Annotated in this window: 18 protein-coding genes; 13 read left to right on the top strand and 5 right to left on the bottom strand. The window is 41.0% G+C overall.

All coding sequences use genetic code 11. The features are described 5' to 3' along the window. The first annotated feature begins 297 nt into the window (after positions 1-297). The 8 genes from sufC to BLQ57_RS13600 all read left to right on the top strand — a co-directional run bounded on the left by sufC (position 298) and on the right by BLQ57_RS13600 (position 6,699). A complete protein-coding gene (gene sufC, locus BLQ57_RS13565) occupies positions 298-1,062 on the top strand; it encodes a Fe-S cluster assembly ATPase SufC (RefSeq protein WP_087939774.1) in 765 nt (254 codons plus the stop codon). An 18-nt stretch (positions 1,063-1,080) separates the two neighbouring features. After that, the gene (sufD, locus tag BLQ57_RS13570; protein WP_087939750.1) at positions 1,081-2,349 is read left to right on the top strand and encodes a Fe-S cluster assembly protein SufD; all 1,269 of its coding nucleotides are present in this window, start codon (positions 1,081-1,083) and stop codon (positions 2,347-2,349) included. A gap of 5 nt (positions 2,350-2,354) precedes the next feature. Further along, a complete protein-coding gene (locus BLQ57_RS13575) occupies positions 2,355-3,578 on the top strand; it encodes a cysteine desulfurase (RefSeq protein WP_087939751.1) in 1,224 nt (407 codons plus the stop codon). After that, a complete protein-coding gene (locus tag BLQ57_RS13580) occupies positions 3,575-4,003 on the top strand; it encodes a SufE family protein (protein ID WP_087939752.1) in 429 nt (142 codons plus the stop codon). The genes BLQ57_RS13575 and BLQ57_RS13580 overlap by 4 nt, the downstream gene beginning before the upstream one ends. Before the next feature lie 2 nt (positions 4,004-4,005). Next, a complete protein-coding gene (locus BLQ57_RS13585) occupies positions 4,006-4,344 on the top strand; it encodes a DUF59 domain-containing protein (protein WP_087939753.1) in 339 nt (112 codons plus the stop codon). A 19-nt stretch (positions 4,345-4,363) separates the two neighbouring features. Next, positions 4,364-4,786: a BrxA/BrxB family bacilliredoxin gene (locus tag BLQ57_RS13590; protein WP_087939754.1), complete on the top strand. Its 423-nt coding sequence runs from the start codon at positions 4,364-4,366 to the stop codon at positions 4,784-4,786. A 243-nt stretch (positions 4,787-5,029) separates the two neighbouring features. Further along, positions 5,030-6,316 (top strand): citrate synthase, encoded by a 1,287-nt coding sequence (locus BLQ57_RS13595; RefSeq protein ID WP_087939755.1) that lies wholly within the window; start codon positions 5,030-5,032, stop codon positions 6,314-6,316. Between the two features lie 122 nt (positions 6,317-6,438). Continuing rightward, positions 6,439-6,699, top strand: coding sequence for an acyl-CoA-binding protein (locus tag BLQ57_RS13600; RefSeq protein WP_087939756.1), 261 nt, complete (start codon positions 6,439-6,441; stop codon positions 6,697-6,699). Positions 6,700-6,731: 32 nt separating this feature from the next. Here BLQ57_RS13600 and BLQ57_RS13605 read toward each other — a convergent pair whose 3' ends face one another. Both BLQ57_RS13605 and BLQ57_RS13610 read right to left on the bottom strand, forming a co-directional pair. After that, complete coding sequence (locus tag BLQ57_RS13605) at positions 6,732-7,724, bottom strand: bile acid:sodium symporter family protein (RefSeq protein ID WP_087939757.1); 993 nt, start codon at positions 7,722-7,724, stop codon at positions 6,732-6,734. Next, complete coding sequence (locus BLQ57_RS13610) at positions 7,721-8,470, bottom strand: TrmH family RNA methyltransferase (RefSeq protein ID WP_087939775.1); 750 nt, start codon at positions 8,468-8,470, stop codon at positions 7,721-7,723. The genes BLQ57_RS13605 and BLQ57_RS13610 overlap by 4 nt, the downstream gene beginning before the upstream one ends. Before the next feature lie 19 nt (positions 8,471-8,489). Here BLQ57_RS13610 and tamL point away from each other — a divergent pair, with 19 nt between their 5' ends. Genes tamL through BLQ57_RS13625 form a run of 3 tightly spaced genes read left to right on the top strand, consistent with a single transcriptional unit; the run spans position 8,490 to position 12,401 of the window. Continuing rightward, a complete protein-coding gene (gene tamL, locus BLQ57_RS13615; RefSeq protein WP_087939758.1) occupies positions 8,490-10,913 on the top strand; it encodes a translocation and assembly module lipoprotein TamL in 2,424 nt (807 codons plus the stop codon). Positions 10,914-10,917: 4 nt separating this feature from the next. Next, positions 10,918-11,829, top strand: coding sequence for an oxygen-dependent coproporphyrinogen oxidase (hemF, locus tag BLQ57_RS13620; RefSeq protein ID WP_087939759.1), 912 nt, complete (start codon positions 10,918-10,920; stop codon positions 11,827-11,829). Continuing rightward, positions 11,826-12,401 (top strand): phosphatase PAP2 family protein, encoded by a 576-nt coding sequence (locus tag BLQ57_RS13625; RefSeq protein WP_087939760.1) that lies wholly within the window; start codon positions 11,826-11,828, stop codon positions 12,399-12,401. The genes hemF and BLQ57_RS13625 overlap by 4 nt, the downstream gene beginning before the upstream one ends. A gap of 70 nt (positions 12,402-12,471) precedes the next feature. Here the strand turns inward: BLQ57_RS13625 and BLQ57_RS13630 are convergent, their stop codons facing one another. Then, a complete protein-coding gene (locus BLQ57_RS13630; protein ID WP_087939761.1) occupies positions 12,472-15,006 on the bottom strand; it encodes a phosphoenolpyruvate carboxylase in 2,535 nt (844 codons plus the stop codon). 166 nt (positions 15,007-15,172) lie between these two features. On the opposite strand from BLQ57_RS13630, the gene BLQ57_RS13635 reads away from it, so the two are divergent. After that, the gene (locus tag BLQ57_RS13635; RefSeq protein ID WP_092824124.1) at positions 15,173-16,303 is read left to right on the top strand and encodes a lactonase family protein; all 1,131 of its coding nucleotides are present in this window, start codon (positions 15,173-15,175) and stop codon (positions 16,301-16,303) included. Here BLQ57_RS13635 and BLQ57_RS13640 read toward each other — a convergent pair. Beyond that, entirely contained in the window at positions 16,297-17,364 is a 1,068-nt protein-coding gene (locus BLQ57_RS13640; RefSeq protein ID WP_087939763.1) for an o-succinylbenzoate synthase, read from the bottom strand. The two genes, BLQ57_RS13635 and BLQ57_RS13640, sit on opposite strands and share 7 nt — an antisense overlap. Before the next feature lie 78 nt (positions 17,365-17,442). Between BLQ57_RS13640 and BLQ57_RS13645 the strand changes: the two genes are divergently transcribed. Then, positions 17,443-18,651: an S-adenosylmethionine:tRNA ribosyltransferase-isomerase gene (locus BLQ57_RS13645; RefSeq protein ID WP_087939764.1), complete on the top strand. Its 1,209-nt coding sequence runs from the start codon at positions 17,443-17,445 to the stop codon at positions 18,649-18,651. Here BLQ57_RS13645 and BLQ57_RS13650 read toward each other — a convergent pair. Then, positions 18,648-19,070, bottom strand: coding sequence for a LytR/AlgR family response regulator transcription factor (locus tag BLQ57_RS13650; protein WP_087939765.1), 423 nt, complete (start codon positions 19,068-19,070; stop codon positions 18,648-18,650). The genes BLQ57_RS13645 and BLQ57_RS13650 overlap by 4 nt on opposite strands. Positions 19,071-19,129 lie beyond the last annotated feature (59 nt).

Here is a 19,129-nt window from a genome sequence, read left to right on the forward strand (position 1 = left end):
ATGGTCACCATTTCTCCTATTGATAAGCTTGAGCATTGGAAATTGATTGGACCAAATCAAGGAAAATCTCGAGTTAACAAAATCAAAATGGTTTTGAAAGAGAATTTGGTCTGAGACCAAATGAATACAGTTTCAAAATACTCAGTTCAAGAAGTAGTTAAAGAGAAGTAGAAATCTCCAAGAGGATTTCCGAATTCTTGAAATATTTAAAAATTAGTGAGATTAAAGGAAATAAGTTCAAATGATGAATTCGAGCTTCCAATCTCAAATTTGAAATTTGAAATATCAAATCAGACTATGCTATCAATAAAAAATCTACATGCCTCTATCGAAGGCACTCCTATATTAAGAGGAATCAATCTGGAAGTTAAAGCAGGTGAGGTTCACGCTATCATGGGACCTAACGGTTCGGGTAAATCTACTCTTGCCTCAGTCTTAGCAGGAAGAGAAGAATATGAAGTGACTGAAGGAGAGGTACTTTTCCAAGGAAAAGATTTACTCGAACTAGCACCTGAGGATCGTGCTAGAGAAGGTGTGTTTTTGGCATTTCAATATCCGGTGGAGATTCCGGGTGTATCCTCTACCAATTTCCTTCGTACTGCTGTCAACCAAGTTCGTGAGTACAGAGGTCTGGAGCCTTTGGATGCTGTGAAGTTTCTCACTTTGATGAAAGAGAAGATGAAGCTTGTAGAAATCGATCAGAAACTATTAAGTAGAGCACTTAATGAAGGATTTTCTGGAGGAGAAAAAAAGAGAAATGAAATCTTCCAAATGGCGATGTTGGAGCCTAAGCTTTCTATCCTGGACGAAACAGATTCCGGCTTAGATATCGATGCTTTAAAAGTGGTCTCCAACGGAGTGAATCAGTTGAAATCACCTGACAATGCTACCATAGTGGTGACTCACTACCAGCGACTTTTGGATTACATCGTACCTGACTACGTACACGTACTTTATAAAGGTCAAATTGTAAAATCAGGAACCAAGGATTTGGCTCTTGAACTTGAAGAAAAAGGCTATGATTGGATCAAAGAAGAAATTGATTCCAAAGCCACAGTCTGAACCTTTTAAACCAGAAGCATGAGTACCTTGACGACACAAGATACATTTACAGGAATTATAGACGCTGCACCAGCGAGTTTTGCAGAAATCCGACTGAAAGGAAAGGAGCAGTATTTGACTCAGGGACTTCCTGCATTGAAAGAAGAGGAGTATAAGTTTACGCCGATTCGAAAAAAAATAGAGCAGACCATTTCTCAATTTGAGAACGCCAAACCTTTTCCAATCACCGCCGAAGAAGTAGGAAATGCTATTTTCGATGGTTTTGACGGTTCTGTTTTGGTTTTTGCCAATGGAAAGTTTGTACCAGAACTATCTAACTGCGATGATGCTGTAAAGGTTAGCGATTTGGCTGATCAAGCTGATTTAGAATTGGGAAGCATCGCAAAAGCAGAGAAAGATCCATTTGTGGCTTTGAACCAGGCAAGTTTTCAATCCGGGGTTTCCCTATCTATTCCTAAGAAAACCAAGATCGAAAAACCCATCTTGCTACTCTCCTTTAATCAAGCCGTAAACGGTCAGATTGTACAACCAAGAATTTGGATTGAGGCTGGAGATTTTGCAGAGGCCAGTTTCATAGATTTCTCCACAATGTTGGGTGATTCCGCTTGTCTAATAAATAAAGTAGTAGAAATCAAAGGAGGAGTCAATTCTCAATTGAACTATTACCGAATTCAGAATGAAGGAAGTACTGCCATTGAGGTAAGTACTATCGAAACGGATATTTTGCAGGACAGTAGATTCACTTCAGTCAATGTTTCCCTATCAGGAGACATGGTCAGAAACAACCTGAACCTCAACTTGCTAGGAAGTAATTCTGAAGGCAATATGTATGGGCTTTATCTATTGAATGGTAAGACTCATGTGGACAACCACACCAATGTGGACCATACCATTCCCCATGCAGAATCCAATGAATTGTACAAAGGAATTTTAGCTGATCAATCGCGAGGGGTTTTTAACGGGAAAATTTTTGTCCGACAGGATGCTCAGAAAACCAATGCTTTCCAGCAAAACAATAATATACTTCTCTCTGAAGATGCCATCATCAATACCAAGCCTCAATTAGAAATTTGGGCCGATGATGTCAAATGCTCTCACGGTTGTACCACAGGGCAATTAGATGAGGAAGCTTTATTTTACCTTCAGGCAAGAGGAATTGATAAAACTCAAGCCAAAGGACTTTTGCTTTACGCCTTTGCAGGTGAAGTATTGGAGCATATTGGAGATGAAAGTTTCAGAAACTACTGCATATCACTAGTGGGAGATCGTCTAGGAAGCAAATTCTGAAAGACATGAACTTAAATATTGACCAAATTAGGGGCTTGTTTCCTGTACTTCATCAAGAAGTGCATGGCAAGCCCTTAGTTTATTTAGATAATGCCGCTACTACTCAAAAGCCAAAGTCAGTTCTGGATCGACTCACGGCCTACTATGAGCAGGATAATTCCAATATCCATAGGGGAGCACACACCCTAGCTGATCGGGCTACTAGAGATTATGAGGAAGTCCGAGAAACTGTACAGAATTTCATAGGTGCCAAAGAAGCTGCAGAAGTTATTTTCACCAAAGGAACTACCGAGGGGATCAATTTAGTGGCCAAAACATTTGGTTATAAGTTTATCCATGAGGGGGATGAAATCATCATTTCTACGATGGAGCATCATTCCAACATCGTTCCTTGGCAGATGCTCTGTGAAGAAAAAGGTGCAATATTGAAAGTAATCCCTATTCTGGATTCTGGAGAGATTCTTTTCGAGGAATTTGAAAAGCTGTTAAGCAAAAAAACCAAATTAGTCAGTATAGTCCATGCTTCTAATGCCTTGGGTACGATCAACCCCGTCAAAAAAATAATTGATGCTGCGCACGGTTTTGGTGCCAAAGTACTTTTGGATGGTGCTCAATCTACTTCTCACCTGGAAATTGACGTCCAAGAATTGGATTGTGATTTTCTAACATTCTCCGCCCACAAGCTCTATGGACCAACTGGTTTGGGGATCTTATATGGCAAAAGAGAAATCTTGGAAGCCATGCCTCCTTTCTTGGGTGGTGGCGAAATGATCAGAGAGGTAAGCTTCGAAAGGACCACTTACAATGACATTCCCTTCAAATTTGAAGCAGGTACGCCCAATATTGCAGACGTGATTGCTTTCAAGCCAGCCTTAGATTTTATTAATGGTATAGGCAAAACAGCAATCAAAGGCCATGAAGATGAACTACTTCAGTATGCTAACGATCTTCTTTTACCGATCAAAGGCTTTATACCAGTAGGTACGGCTCAAAACAAAGTCAGTGTAATATCATTTAACATACAAGGGATGCATCCCTTTGATGTAGGACAGATGCTGGATGCAAGAGGAATCGCAGTGCGAACAGGTCATCATTGTACCCAGCCTTTAATGAAAAGATTCGGGATAGAAGGAACTGTAAGAGCCTCTTTTTCTGTTTACAATTCCAAATCAGAAGTAGAAAACTTGGCTGAAAGTGTTTCGAGAATAGCCAAAATCAAAAATAAATGAGCATAACAGATATACAGGAAGAAATCGTATCAGAATTTGAAATCCTAGGGGATGACAGAGAGTCCACGATCTTCTATATCATGGAGCTAGGTGGTAATTTGGATGAATTTCCGGAAAGTGAGAAAAAAGAGGAAAACATCATCAAAGGCTGTCAGTCAAAAGTGTGGCTTACCGCAGATGAGAAAGAAGGTAAAATACATTTCCAAGCAGACTCCAATACAGATATCACTAAAGGTCTTATTTCGCTTTTGATCCGAATTTTCAATAAAAGAAGTCCAGAAGAAATTATCAATGCTGAACTGAATTTTCTGGATAGAATCGGCATGGGCAGTATCATCGGAAGTCAGCGATCCAACGGCTTGGCATCGATGATTAAGCAAATGAAGATGTATGCCATAGCTTTTCAAACCAAACTAAACGCCTGATAATGGAAACTGAAAACAGTACCTCAACAGGTCAAATCGCAGAGTTAAAAGAAAAGGTAGTCCAAGCTATCAAGCAGGTCTATGACCCGGAGATCCCCGTGGATGTCTATGAGCTTGGATTGATTTATGAAATTACTGTTTACCCAGTAAACAACGTCTTTGTGCTGATGACTTTGACCTCTCCAAATTGTCCCTCTGCGGAGTATATCCCTTCTGAGGTCAAGGATAAAATACAGCAGATTCAGGGCATCAGCAATGTAGAGGTGGAAGTCACATTTGACCCTCCTTATTCACAGGACATGATGTCTGAAGCAGCAAAATTAGAATTAGGCTTCTTGTAACAATTTAAAAACAACAAATATGTATCCCGAAGAACTCATCGCCCCGATGCGGGCAGAACTTTCAGATGTAGGTTTTGAAGAATTTAGAACTGCAGAGCAGGTTTCAGAACACTTAGGTCCAAATCACAAAGGCACCACGCTAGTGGTAGTCAATTCAGTTTGTGGATGTGCCGCTGGAGCGGCTAGACCTGGAGTGAGATACGCAGTGGAAAACGCTACTAAAAAGCCCACTACATTGGCCACTGTCTTTGCGGGAAATGATAGAGAAGCAGTGGATAAAGTAAGAGAATTGGTCTTACCCTATCCTCCCTCCTCTCCTGCTATGGCTTTATTTAAAGATGGGGAACTCGTTCACTTCATCGAGAGGCATCATATTGAAGGTAGAAATGCCAAAATGATCGGAGACCACTTGGTTGAGGTTTTCGAGCATTTCTGTGACTAAAATTAGCCCTTCGGGGCTTTTTTTTTAAAAAAACAGAGGCCAAAAAAAATTTCAATTTTTCTCAATTTCTTATTTCCGAAAAAGGGATAGTAACGTATGAGTATTGAAATCCCAAAGTTAAAGTTTCTGTTATTTGAAATATTATATTATCCATCGTACAAAAAATCCTTAAAAAATCATGGTTTTTATTAACTTCAAGCCATCTTTTAAGGTTTTTTATCATGCAATCCAAAAAACAATTATATGTCTGAATCCGTCAAGTTGTCCTACAAAGGACAAGATTTTGAGTTTCCGGTGATTACGGGAACCGAGCAAGAACCCGCAATTGATATTGCAAAACTTAGAAGCGCCACTGGATTAATCACCCTTGACCCAGGGTATAAAAATACCGGCTCTACTACCAGTGCAATCACCTTTTTGGATGGTGAAGAAGGTATTCTTCGCTACAGAGGCTACAGAATAGAAGACTTAGCAGAAAAGTCAACCTTCTTGGAAGTAGCTTATCTTTTGATTTATGGGGAATTGCCTACACAGGCAGAGTACGAGTCCTTCACGAGTGAAATCACTCACCACACCCTAGTACATGAGGATATCAAAAAGATCCTGGATGGATTCCCTTCCAATGCTCACCCTATGGGAGTACTTTCTTCATTGATTTGCTCTCTTTCTGCATTTTACCCAGAATCTCTTAATCCAAATAGAAGTGCAGAAGAAGTTAATTTGAGCATCATTCGTCTGATTGCCAAAATGCCAACATTTGCTGCTTGGGCCTACAAAAATGAAATGGGACATCCGGTAAATTATCCAGACAATACCCTGGATTACTGCTCCAATTTCCTAAAAATGATGTTTGCTCTACCTGCTGAGCGTTATGATGTGGATCCTGTGGTATCCAAAGCTTTGGACTCTTTGCTGATCCTTCATGCAGATCATGAGCAAAACTGCTCCACTTCTACTGTGCGAATCGTAGGATCTTCACAAGCGTCTATTTATGCCTCTATTTCTGCAGGCATCAATGCACTTTGGGGACCACTTCATGGAGGAGCCAACCAATCTGTAATCGAAATGCTAGAAGCTATCAAAGCAGATGGCGGAGATGCTAAAAAGTATTTGGACAAGGCTAAAGACAAAAACGATCCATTTAGATTAATGGGATTTGGTCACCGAGTGTATAAAAACTTTGACCCAAGGGCTAAAATCATCAAGAAGGCTGCTGATGACGTTTTAGAAAAGTTAGGTGTCAACGATCCAATTCTTGAAATCGCCAAAGAACTGGAATACGCAGCATTGAATGATCAATATTTCGTGGATAGAAAGCTTTATCCAAATGTCGACTTCTATTCCGGTATTATCTACAGAGCACTAGGCATCCCTACGGATATGTTCACTGTGATGTTTGCTTTAGGCCGACTACCAGGCTGGATCGCTCAATGGAAAGAAATGAGAGAAAATGGCGAGCCTATTGGTCGTCCACGTCAGGTATATGTAGGTGCGAATGAAAGAGACTACGTATCGATGAACAAACGATAAAAATAAAATTGAGATTTATCAAAAGCCGACCCCTGCGTCGGCTTTTTTTTATGGCACAAGCCATATTTAAAAAATTTTGGATAGATATTTGGCTTTTAATTCGTTCCAAATCACAGTAAAACATGAAACCAACTACACTTGAGGAAGCTGTAGAGCTGACCAAGAAATTCACAAGCAAACCATCCAATGAGGACCTTCTCAAGCTCTACGGACTCTATAAGCAAGCCACAGAAGGTGACAATGAAGGAGAAAGACCGGGAGGTTTTGATTTCAAAGCAGCGGCAAAGTACAATAGCTGGCTCAGTCTAAAAGGAACCTCTAAAGAAGAGGCAGCAAGCCTTTACATGGAATTAGTAGAAAAGTTGGCAACACAGCATTTATAAAATCAAAACATTTCAAAGCCTGAGCCGAATACTCAGGTTTTATTTTTTGAAGCAAACCAAGAGGCAATCGCTGAGCCTATCATTAGTTGTTGAATGTGATAAAGCATCACTGGCAAAAGAACCAAACCCAATAATGCAGGATCTGGAAAAATGACCTTTCCTATCACCACTCCATGAACCAAGGATTTTTTAGAACCACAGAACAAAGCCGTAATTTTATCCTTCAAAGAAAAACCTAAGATTGAGGAAAATAGGCTGATTACAGTCCAAATTAACAGAAACAAACCGAGCATGGTCAATGCCAGAACAAGGATTGTATTCCAAGCATAAGGAGCAAAAACCTCCTCTGCGAAAGACTGGGAAAAAGCCGTAAACACGATCATCATGATTACTGTCTGATCGATGTACTTCAGCTGCTTGAGAAAAGGCTGTAAAATTGGAAATAAATAAGCATGTAAAAATGCCCCCAAAATAACAGGAAGAAGTACCTTATACGTCAGTTCGAGAAATGTCGGTAAAAACTCAACCGAAAACTCCCCTCCACCATTTCCTAAAATCCCCATCCAAGCAGGAGTGATCACTACTCCCAATAAACTGGAAACACTAGCATTAAAGATCGCTGCAGGGATATTTCCTCCTGCTATAGAAACCATGACTACCGAAGCGCTCACAGTAGATGGTAGGGCGGATAGGTACGTAATTCCCAATTTAAAATCAGGGGCTATCCATGGTGTAAATTGTAAAATAAGTAAAACCAAGCCTGGAAAAACAAGGAAGGTAAATCCTTGGATGAGGACATGCAGTCGCCAATTGGATAAGCCCGATCTAATTTGAGCGGGTTCCAACTTGACCCCGTACATAAAAAACACCAGAGCTATACCTACATTGATGATGGGTTTCCACGGCACGGAAGATTGAGAAGAACCGAATGTGGGAAAAAGCCAGGCGAGGAAAATAGCCAAAAAAAGACCTGCCAAAAACCCGTTCAACCCTACCTTTTTAGCTAGTTTTAGTATCCTACTCATGGATTCATCAATCGCTTTATATTATCACAAAGAATAGCCGTAGCAATGGCTACGTTCAATGACTCTGCTTCTCCAAAAGCAGGAATAGTGAGTTTACGATTCACCCTTTCTCCTATTTCAGAAGAAATCCCATTGGATTCATTTCCCATGACCAATACGCCCGGGGCTATTTCTTTAATTTCATGAATCGACTCACCTCCTAAAAATGCACCATACACAGGCAATCCCCAGCGCTCAAGTACCTCCGAAAGCTCAGCATAGAAAAAACTTACTCTAGTAAAGGAACCCATGCTGGACTGAATCACCTTAGGATTGTAAAAATCAGCCGTTTGCTTGGAAAAAACGAGCTTTCGAATGCCATACCAATCAGCGATACGGATGATAGTCCCTAGATTCCCAGGATCCCTAACATCATCCAAAGCCAAAATCAATTCATCCTTACTAGCGTCAAAGGCTTTATTCTCTTTCATATAAAGTACGGCCAAAGCGGCATCATTGCTCTGATATTGGCCCATGGATTCTAGCTGCTTTTGGCTTACTATTTCCAGCTCTATGCTTAGCCTATCTAGCAAAACTCGGTGCTTTCCCCAGAAAGCCTCACTGACAAAAAGAGAGTGAAGTTGAAAATCTGAACTTAAAACTTCTATTACACTTTTTTCCCCCTCGACAAAGAACATCCCATGATCTGAACGGTATTTCTTTTGATGTAAGGATTTTATAAACTTAACTGTATTTTTGCTAAGCATTCGGACTTGATCTTCCATTTTGAAATTCACCAAATATATACTTTTTCTTTCGCTACTCGGGTTTTGCCTGGGATGTTCCCTGACCAAAAGGCTTCAGGAAAACGAATACGCCCTATTTGAAGTAGAAATAAAGGGTGTGGAAAAATCCGATGAAGAAGCTTTAGCCGGCTTGAATCAACTAGAACCCAATTTTAGAATTCCGCTTATCAATAGATCACCGGGGGTTTCCATTTATAGAATCGGCCAATCATTCTATGACAGTGCCAAAGTGCAGAAGAATTTAAATGAAAAAAAAGAGGAATTAGAAGAAGTTAATGCTGCGCTTGATACCCTTGGTAGAGATCGTCAATTAATCAAACGTGCAGATAAACTTCGATCAAGGATTGAGAGCCTTGAAGAAAAAGAAGAATTCGGCAACTCCTTGATGAGGACAGGAAATCCTGTGACAATATTGGATACGACTCGCATAGAAAGCTCTCTGAGAAATATGGAAGGCTATCTGAAAAACAATGGATTTTTTGATTCCAAAGTCAGCTACGAAGTAGAAACTAAAAAGAACAAGGCTTATTTGACTTATCTAGTAGATGAAAAGTCTCCTTATGTAATCGATTCCATTTATTTAAGAAGTGAAAATGAGAAGATCAAAGAAATACTGGAGCGAAATAAGCAGGGAAACCACCTAGAAAAAGATGCGATTTATCGGCAGGAAGACATAGTATCTGAGCGTAATCGAGTGGAAGATCTTTTGAAAAACAATGGATTCTACATGTTTTCAAAAACCTTTGTAGAGTACAATATCTATCAGGATACTTCCAGTAAAACTGTCACTGTCGAGCAGTTGATCCGAAAGCCCACTTTTGCCGAAAAGCATGAAGTTTACACCATTGACTCGATTAACTTCAGGATAAATCCCCCTACCGACGAATTTTCTGATCGAGAAACCGAGCGCGATTACAAAGACATCAACTTTAATTTTTATCAGGATCGTTATTCTGAGAAGATATTGGCCTCCAGAGTTTTCTTGGAACCGGGAGGAGTTTACAACAGAAAGGATGTCATTGAGAGTCAGCGTCAAATCAGCAATTTGGATCTCTTTCGGTTTGTAAACTTGACCTTTGATACACTAGGGACTAGTCTTACTGCCAATATTTATACCCAGCCCAATCAGAAGTATCAATTAACCAATCAGGTAGGTCTAAGTGTGACCGAGCAGCTGCCCGGACCATTTTTCAGTACTTCCCTGAGGAATAGAAATTTCTTCAGAGCCGGTGAGATTTTAGAGTTCAGCTTCCGTGCAGGATTGGAAGGAGTTGCCTCCGCTACGGATCAGGGGGTGTACCAAAGCCGTGAGGTAGGACTCTCCACTGCAGTGATATTTCCAAGATTTTTGATTCCTTTCGCCCCTTGGTCTTTGGATAAATTTGGTAGGTATAACCCCAATACCCGAACTCAAATCAGTTATAACCACACTAATCGTCCCGAATACACCAGAAACAGTTTGAATGGACAGTTAGCCTATACTTGGGCTACCCGGAATCAAAGGCAACAATTTACCGTCAATCTAACTGAAATCAGTTATGTAAGGACGCCAAACATCACACCTGATTTTTTGGATGTACTCAACAATCTTGCGGATCAGGGTAATAATTTAATATTTTCATTTCTCCCCTCCTTCGTCAGTTCGATCTCTGCCCAATCCGTGATCAACTTTAATCAATATGGCAACTGGAGAAGCCGCCCCTCTTCTCTTTTGAGGCTTTATATGGAAAGTGGTGGTACTAGTCTCAACCTTTTTGATGTACCCAATAATGCCGAAGAAGGTATAGAATTTGCTAATTTTCAGTGGCTAAAGCTTCAGGCAGATTTTAGAAGATATTACCCTTTGGATCAAAAACAGACATTGGCCTATCGGGCTAATTTCGGAATCGCTCAACCTTATGGCGTTAGTGCGGGGATTTTGCCTTATGAAAAATATTTCTTCGCAGGAGGTGGTACCAGTATACGGGCATGGCAAGCAAGACGCTTGGGGCCGGGAAGTTTCTCTCCTGAAAGAGGCCCTGATGGTTTCTTTGATTACACCTTTGAGCAGCCTGCTGAGATGATTTTTGAAACCATGCTGGAATACAGGAGAAATATCTACGGATATTTTGACATGGCGCTTTTTATTGATGTGGGAAATGCTTGGGATATCGGTGCAGATCCCTCCCGACCTGGAGGGGATTTCCGGTTTGATCGATTTTATAAGGAATTGGCTGTAGGTTCGGGTATCGGACTTCGTATGGATTTTGATTTTCTAATCATACGATTGGACTTAGCTACCAAAGCAATAGATCCCGCTCAGCCAGAAGGAGAGCGATGGATTTTAGACAATATATCATTCAAAAGACCCTTTGGCGTGAGAGGACAGACAGTCCTTAATTTTGGCATCGGGTATCCATTCTAAGATTATGAGTAGAAAGAAAAAAGAAGAAATTGCCGAGATTTATAAAGGCATGCAAGATCATATCTGCAGATCCCTGGAGAAGTACGATGGGGAGGGGACATTTCAGGAGGATCTTTGGGATAGAAAAGAAGGTGGAGGAGGGAGAACCTGTATTTTCAAAAATGGTAATATCATCGAAAAAGGAGGAGTGGCGTTTTCTGCGGTACATGGTCCTACACCAGAGAAAATTCTCAGAAAACTAGGGCTGGAAAAAGCCGACTTCTTTGCCACGGGCGTATCTATAGTCTTGCATCCCAAAAGCCCCATGGTACCCATCATCCATATGAATATCCGGTATTTTGAAATGGAAAACGGAACCCATTGGTTTGGTGGAGGAATAGACCTTACCCCACACTACATCATACCAGAAGATGCAGCCTATTTCCATCAGGAGGTCAAAAAGACCTGTGATGCTTTTGACCTTAGCTATTACCCGAAGTTTAAGCAGTGGGCGGATGATTACTTTTACCTTAAGCATAGAAATGAGACCCGCGGCATAGGTGGGATATTCTACGATCGCCTCAGCGCAAAGGATGATGATCACTTTCAGCGGATTTTAGACTTTAGTCTGGCATTGGGGAGACTTTTTCCTGAAGTTTACGGTTATTTTATGCAAAAGAACTCGGCGATTCCTTTTGGAGAAAATGAAAAAATCTGGCAAAATTACAGAAGAGGACGCTATGTGGAGTTCAATCTAGTTTGGGATGCAGGCACCAAATTCGGCCTCGACACCAATGGACGCACCGAGAGTATTCTGATGAGTATGCCTCCTCAGGCCAATTGGACCTATATGTATCAAGCAGAACCCGGAAGTCCCGAAGCTTTCACACTAGAGCATCTCAAAAAAGAAATAGATTGGTTAACGTATAATCCATGATTGAGCGGATTAAAGAGTGGGATGAAACCCTTTTCCTTTGGCTAAACAGTTTCCATTGGGACTGGTTAGACCCGGTAGTTTACCGTGCCACTGAAACAAGCACTTGGATTCCACTATATATTTTATTGATCTATTTGATCTATAAGAACGACCCCAAAAATAGCTGGTGGGTTTTTGGAGGTGTAGCCTTGACGATTTTGATTGCTGATCAAACCACATCCGGTTTTATGAAGCCCTTTTTTGAGCGATTAAGGCCCTGTCACGATGATCGATGGGAAAATGTCATCCACAATTACGGCCGATGTGGTGGACTCTATGGCTTTGCCTCATCCCATGCTGCCAATACATTTGGTTTGGCGGTATTCCTAAATTTAAAAATGAAGGGGCGGCTCCCTTATCTTCGATGGCTTTTTCTTTATGCTTTAGCGGTGAGCTACACCAGAATATACCTAGGAGTTCATTACCCAGTAGATATTGTGATTGGGGGCTTGATCGGTACTTTGGCAGGCTGGATTTCTTGGTTTTTCATCGTGATTGTCAAGCGAGAACTACTGAAAAAGATCCTCAAATAGGTAATGAAACGGTATGTCAAAAAAATGCCTTCATCAATAATATGAAGGCATTTTTTTACAAATAGTATTTTTAAGCGGCATTTCTAGCGGCATTGATAATGCCAAACATGCTTCTTAAAACCAATCGCTGTAGGGTTTCGGAGGGCTTTCCATCCTCAAGCATCTTTTGAATAGCGTATTGCTGTATCGTAATCAAAGGTAAAACGATGCGCTCCCTGATAGAAATGGAAGCTTTGCTCACCAAATTGTCTCCCATTAGCTCTTCCAGCTGAGAAACTTTTTTCAATTGATCCACTGAGCGATTGTATTCTTCAAACATCAATTGCCAGAACTCCCCATAGTTCTCATCATTTTTGAGATAAGAAGTCGCAGGGTAGAAACATTTGTTAAGCGACTGCATGGAATTCCCGAGGAGTGTCCGGAAAAACAAACTTTCTTGATAGAGCTGTTTAAGTTCGGAAAGCCGTTTATTCTTTTCCATGTGGGAAATGGCAGAACCTACACCATAAAATCCTGGAATATTTTGCTTCATTTGTGCCCAAGAACCCACAAAAGGGATTGCTCTCAAATCTTCAAATTTCAAACCTTCCCCCTTTCCTCTTTTTAGGGGACGAGAACCAATATTTGTCATTCCAAAGAACTTCAGCGGAGTCACATGTTCTAAGTAGGGAACAAATTTGGGATGGTTTTTAAACTCCTTGTAGGACTCATAGCCTAGATTGGCAAGTTCTTCAATCAATTCTCTTTGGGCGGTATTCAAGTTTCTCTCAGCGTCGGCATAAAGGTGATTCTCCAGACCGGCACTTAGCAGTTGCTCAAAATTGTAAGTACAGGAAGCCTGTTTCCCATAATTGGCGGAGATCGTTTGACCTTGAATGGTAACTTGAATTTCAGCATTCTCTACCTGCTGCCCCAGAGAGGCATAGAAATTATGCATGTTTCCTCCACCTCGGGCAGGTGGTCCACCACGCCCGTCAAAGAAGACAACTTTGATTCCATTCTCTCTAGAAACACGAGTGAGTTCCTCTTTAGCTCGAAGAATAGACCAGTTGGCCTTGAGGTAGCCACCGTCCTTGGTGCCATCAGAGAAGCCCAACATGATAGTCTGCTTGTCTCCTCTTGCAGCAAGGTGGTCCCGGTATTCTGGGAGCTTATAGAGCCAGTCCATGATACCCGGAGCCTCGGCAAGATCATCGATTGTCTCGAAAAGCGGGACAATATCCAATGGAAGTGTTTCTTTACCCTCTCCTACGGTCAATTTAGCAAGCTGATATACCTCGAGAACATGCTTGGCTGACTGGCAGTTGGAAATGATATATCGGTGCAAAGCGGCTTCTCCATTTTTCTTTTGGATGGTGTCTATGGCTCCCAAAGAGCGAAGCATTTCCTGATGAAATTCGTCCTTGAAATAAGGTAAATCCGGCAGGCTATTGCAGGCCAGAATTTGCTTGATTTGATCTTTTTCTTCTACTGCTTGATCTATTCCTTTCAGGTTAAAAATAGCATCCCAAAGCCCATCGTGTTTACGACTGTCCTGTCGCATATCCATGTAAGCAAAGTGAAAACCAAAAATCCTTACTTTGAGAATGAATTCATCCAATTGCTCCAGAAATAATCCCTCATGATGCTCAATCAGGGCCTTTCTGGCATTGTTGAGATCATCGAGAAGCTGATCAAGGTTTTCATAGACTTGAACTTCCTCAAATAATGTAGCGTAAATGCCCTTTTCCACTTTCAGGATGACCTCCTCCACATGCTTAAAAGTGAGTCTTCTTCTCAATTTTCGGAGATCTCTATAGTAGCAGCGCAAAGCCCATTTTTTAAGTCTCTCCGCCACTTGCAAGGTGGTCTCATGGGTTACAAAAGGATTCCCATCCCGATCACCACCCGGCCAAAAACCAACTTTGAGCAATCCGGGGTTTTCCCAATCATGTAGAGGGATGCCTAAGCTAGACAGCAAACGGATACTGATATCAGAGATACTTTGATAGAAGACATTTTCCAAGTACCAAATCAAGCTCACAGCTTCCTCGTAAGGACTAGGCTTCTCCCGATTGATAAAACCCGTTTTTCCCAACTGCTGAAGTAGCAAATTAATACGACCAATATCATCCTTACGGATGGAATCCTCCAAATCGGTAATAATCCCGAGTACATTTCCAGGATAAAACTGGGTGGGGTGAGCTGTCAGAGTCAAACGAACAGAGAAAGTTTTAAGCTTTTCTTTTAATTCCTCTTTCTTATGATCACTTTCCGCACGATTGATTAGTGCCCGAATGGAGCCCTTTCCGCCCAAATCGTTGATTTTTTCATAGGCAGCATCTTCGATGGAATCAAATAAAACCACCTGTCGCTCTACGTATTGAATCATCTGAAAAAGCAGATCAAATTGCTCTTTCTTTGGGTTATCAGGCAGCATCTCTTCAAAAAATCCTTCAATGATTTCTCGAGGCGTCTTCTTATGCTCAAACCCCTTCTGACAGGCTGTCGATAGAAGAGGAAGCATGGTACCTGTTCGGAAAATATGATCAAAAGGCAGGTCTAAAAATAAAGAATTGTAAATCGTGAATCGCTTTGCGACTTCCGTATCGTAGGTTTTATACATTCTGATTAAGGTTTTTAAGCATAGCAAATTAATAATTTTGTTAGTTTTAAGCCAATGATTTGCAATCTCATTAATGAAATAGTGTAATTCTTTTCATTTTTGCATAAATCACGGTCTATTAGTGGGACAGTCATTAGGTCCAAAAGGATTTAGCTATCTTTCACTTATGAAATATCCAATTTACTTGCTTTTCTTTTGCTTTGCAATGAGTTGCACCTCCACCATCAAAGACGATCAAGCAATGAGTTATAAGTTTCTAGTAGGAACCTACACTGACAACCAAAAGCAAGGAATCGATTTATTGGAGTTTAATCCTTCTAAGGGAACACTTGAACTCACCACACTTGCCTCGGGGATTTCCAATCCTTCCTTTGTGATAGCCAATAAAAATGAAGACCTGGTCTTTGCGGTGGAAGAAACCTCTTCCGAAAAAGGAGGTAAGGTTTTAGTCTTTGAGAGAAATAAAGAGAAAGAAAAACTCAATCTGATAGATTCTGAATTTACTCAAGGAGATCATCCTTGTCATTTATCCCTTTCTCCCAACGAGGATTTTTTAGTAGTGAGCAATTACTCAGGGGGAAATTTAGCGGTTTTCAAAATTGAAAACAGCGGTCAACTAAAAATCAGTCAGGTCATTCAGCATGAAGGCAGTAGCATAAACCCTGATAGACAAGAGGGACCTCACGTGCACAGTGCAACTTTTGACCCAAGTGGAAAGTACCTCTTAGTGGCTGATTTGGGAAAGGACGCTGTGATGAGCTATAAGTTTGACCCTAAAGCAGAGCAGCCTTTCCAACTACTAGTAGAAAACTCCATGCAGGGAGGAGATGGCCCTAGGCATTTGGCATTTTCGGCTTCGGGGGAGCAGGTATACGTGGTTCAAGAAATGACCGCTTTGCTTGAGATTTTTAATTTTAATGAAGGAAATTTGAGCTCATTCCAACGTCTGCCTCTTACGCCATCCAATTTTTCTGGAGAAGTAGGAGCAGCGGAGATCCGAGTTTCAGCCGATGATGCCCATATTTATGTCTCCAATCGAGGCGAAGCAAATACCCTATCTATTTTCGAAAAGAAGGAAAATGGAGAATTTCAACTAGTCAAGCACAATCCCTCAGGAGGACTTATGCCGCGCAATTTTGTACTGAGTTCCGATGAGAAATATGTGATTTCTGCACATCAGGAAAGTCATGACTTTGTTGTTTTCAAGCGAGACACCGAATCAGGAGAGCTTTCACCCACCAATTGGAGAATTAAGGGGCATCGCCCAGTCTACCTCTATCCTTTAAATAATCATTGAGGATTATCCCAAGATTCGGTAGGCAAGTAGTGAATCTTACCCTTTTCGATATGCAGGGGTGAGGACAGATTATTGTGAAAAAGTTTCCCCGTACCCAAGCCTTGATGAATACTAGGCCGATATTTACTGGCTAATTGAGCGATGGCATTGAGGCCTATATTACTTTCTAAAGCTGAGGTCATCCACCAGCCGATGGTACGCTCCTCGGCCAATTGAATCCATTCATTAGTCTCTTTAAATCCTCCCAGAAGCGAAGGCTTTAGGATAATATGCTGGGGAAGTAATCGGTCCAGCAATTCTGCCTTATTTTTAATACCTATTAGCTCCTCATCCAAAGCTATCGGAAGAGCAGAATTTTGGCCTAGAAGCCTCATCTGCTCAAATTGACCGGCTTGGATAGGTTGCTCAATACTATGAATATCCAAATCAGCTAATTTTTGCATCTTTTCTAAAGCCTCTTCTGGCGAGAAGGCCCCATTGGCATCGACGCGAAGCATGATTTCTGCTGAGGAATATTGATCTCTAATATACCGTAAAAGCGATAGCTCTAAATCAAAATCCAAAGCCCCAATTTTCATCTTTATACAGTTAAAACCAGAGGCAAGTTTTTCCTCAATTTGAGCGAGCATAAAATCCCGATCTCCCATCCAAATCAATCCATTAATAGGGATAGACTGGAAATCGTCCCGAAAACAATTCTCAAAAAACCGCTTTTTGCCACCATGGAAAAAGTCCAAAAGAGCCATTTCCAAGGCAAATCTTATAGTTGGAAATTCAAAAGGAACTATGCTTTCTACTTGTGTGAGTAGGGTTTCTTCACCCAATTCCCAATCTCGATTTTCTGCTTCTGCTAAAATATCCTTTAACCTAGCTTCAAAATCTGGTCGGTCGTCAATGCTCAATTTGACCAAGGGGGCAGCCTCTCCCCAACCTATTTTAGTCAAATCCAAATCAGTAGTACTTACCCACCATATTTTCCGAGTTTTCAAAACACCGCGGGAAGTACCGGCATCAAAACGAAAAATCAATTCTCTGGGGACAAAATCAAATTTCAGACGCATAGGTTTCTTAGCTTTCTTGATAAAATTGGGACCTTAACCGCTCCTGCAGCTATATTTGCAAAGCTAAATCAAAGCAGAATGTTTGACCCAAAAATAGATCTTAAAGATTACGAATACTTTCTTCCTGATGATAGAATAGCAAAATTCCCTCTCGAAAAAAGGGATCATTCTAATTTACTGCAATTTAAGGGTGGAAAAATCAGTCATCATCACTTCTATGATCTCCCTGTATTTCTCCCTTCTGACACGCTTTTGGTTTACAATAACACCAAGGTAATTCCTGCCCGCTTGATTTTTCAGCGTGAAACGGGTGCTCGTATTGAAATATTTTTGCTGCAGCCCCTGACTCCAAGTACAGTAATACCCGAAGTAATGCTCTCAACCCGGCCTGTGAGTTGGGATGTGATGATAGGTAATGCTAAAAAATGGAAAGATGGAGAGGTTTTAAGCGGGGAAATACACATAAACGGAGCTCAAGTCATCTTACAGGCACGATTGGAAAACCGGGAAAAGCGAATAGTAAGCTTTGAATGGAATGCTCAGAATATTGCTTTTGTGGACATTGTAGAAGCTAGCGGAGAGGTACCCCTCCCCCCCTACCTAAACAGAAAGCCCGTTGAGGAAGATAAGGAGCGCTACCAAACTGTCTACTCCAAAAAAGAAGGTGCCGTCGCCGCCCCGACTGCAGGATTACATTTTACCGAGACAGTATTTGAAAATTTACGGGCAAAAGGAATCAAAGAAGCTGAGGTTACGCTACACGTCAGTGCCGGCACTTTTCAGCCTATCAAAGCTGATAATATCACCGAGCATAATATGCACAGTGAGCAAATCCACTTGCAGCGAGAAACTATAGCCCAGCTATTTAATCAAGAAAGTAAGATTGTAGCAGTAGGTACTACTTCAGTGAGAACTCTTGAAAGTCTCTATTGGTACGGGGTCAAGCTATTGAAAAATGAAGGGGATCATTTTTTAATTGAAAAGCTGTATCCCTATCAAGACCATGGAGGGCTACCGACGAGAAAAGAATCGCTTGCAGCAATACTAGCACAGATGGAAAAAACCGGAAAGCAGGAAATCATGGGTTCTACGGAGATCTTTATTTTTCCAGGCTATAAGTTTCAGATGATAGAGGGTTTGATAACTAATTTTCACCAGCCTGGGTCCACTTTAGTTTTATTGATCGCTTCTATTTTGGGAGAGGACTGGAAAAAAATCTATCAGGAGGCATTGGATAAAAATTACAGATTTTTAAGTTATGGAGATAGTAGTTTATTATGGGTTTAATGATGATCTCCACCCAATTTGTGTACACCTTCCAATAGCTTTTGATAATAAGTCCGTCCAATGGGAATGAACTCATCCCCAACTCGGAGTTCTCTAGTATTGATGGCTAAGATTTCTTCTAGTCGAACAATGTAGCTTTTGTGTACCCGCATAAACTCCAATTGAGGCAAAGCTTCTTCAAAATCTTTAAGAATATTTCTGACTGAAAGTTCAAAATCTTTGGTTACCAAGGTCGTATAATTACCATCTCCTTTTAGCCAGAGTATTTCCTGAAATCTTACTTTGACCAAAGAGCCATCGTGTCGTACAAAAATGGCATCCTTTATCAACAACTTAGGTTCATTAGAAATTTTAGTCACTGGATAGCCATTTCCTTTTCCATTCCCATTTCTTCGAGCACTTTCAATCAGTTCGTTCATGTTCTCTACCTTTGATTTGTCAACATCCTGTAGAAAGTCATTGTTTAGAAAATTTAAAA

The sequence above is a fragment of the Algoriphagus faecimaris genome (genome assembly GCF_900101705.1).
GTDB classification, from domain to species: domain Bacteria; phylum Bacteroidota; class Bacteroidia; order Cytophagales; family Cyclobacteriaceae; genus Algoriphagus; species Algoriphagus faecimaris.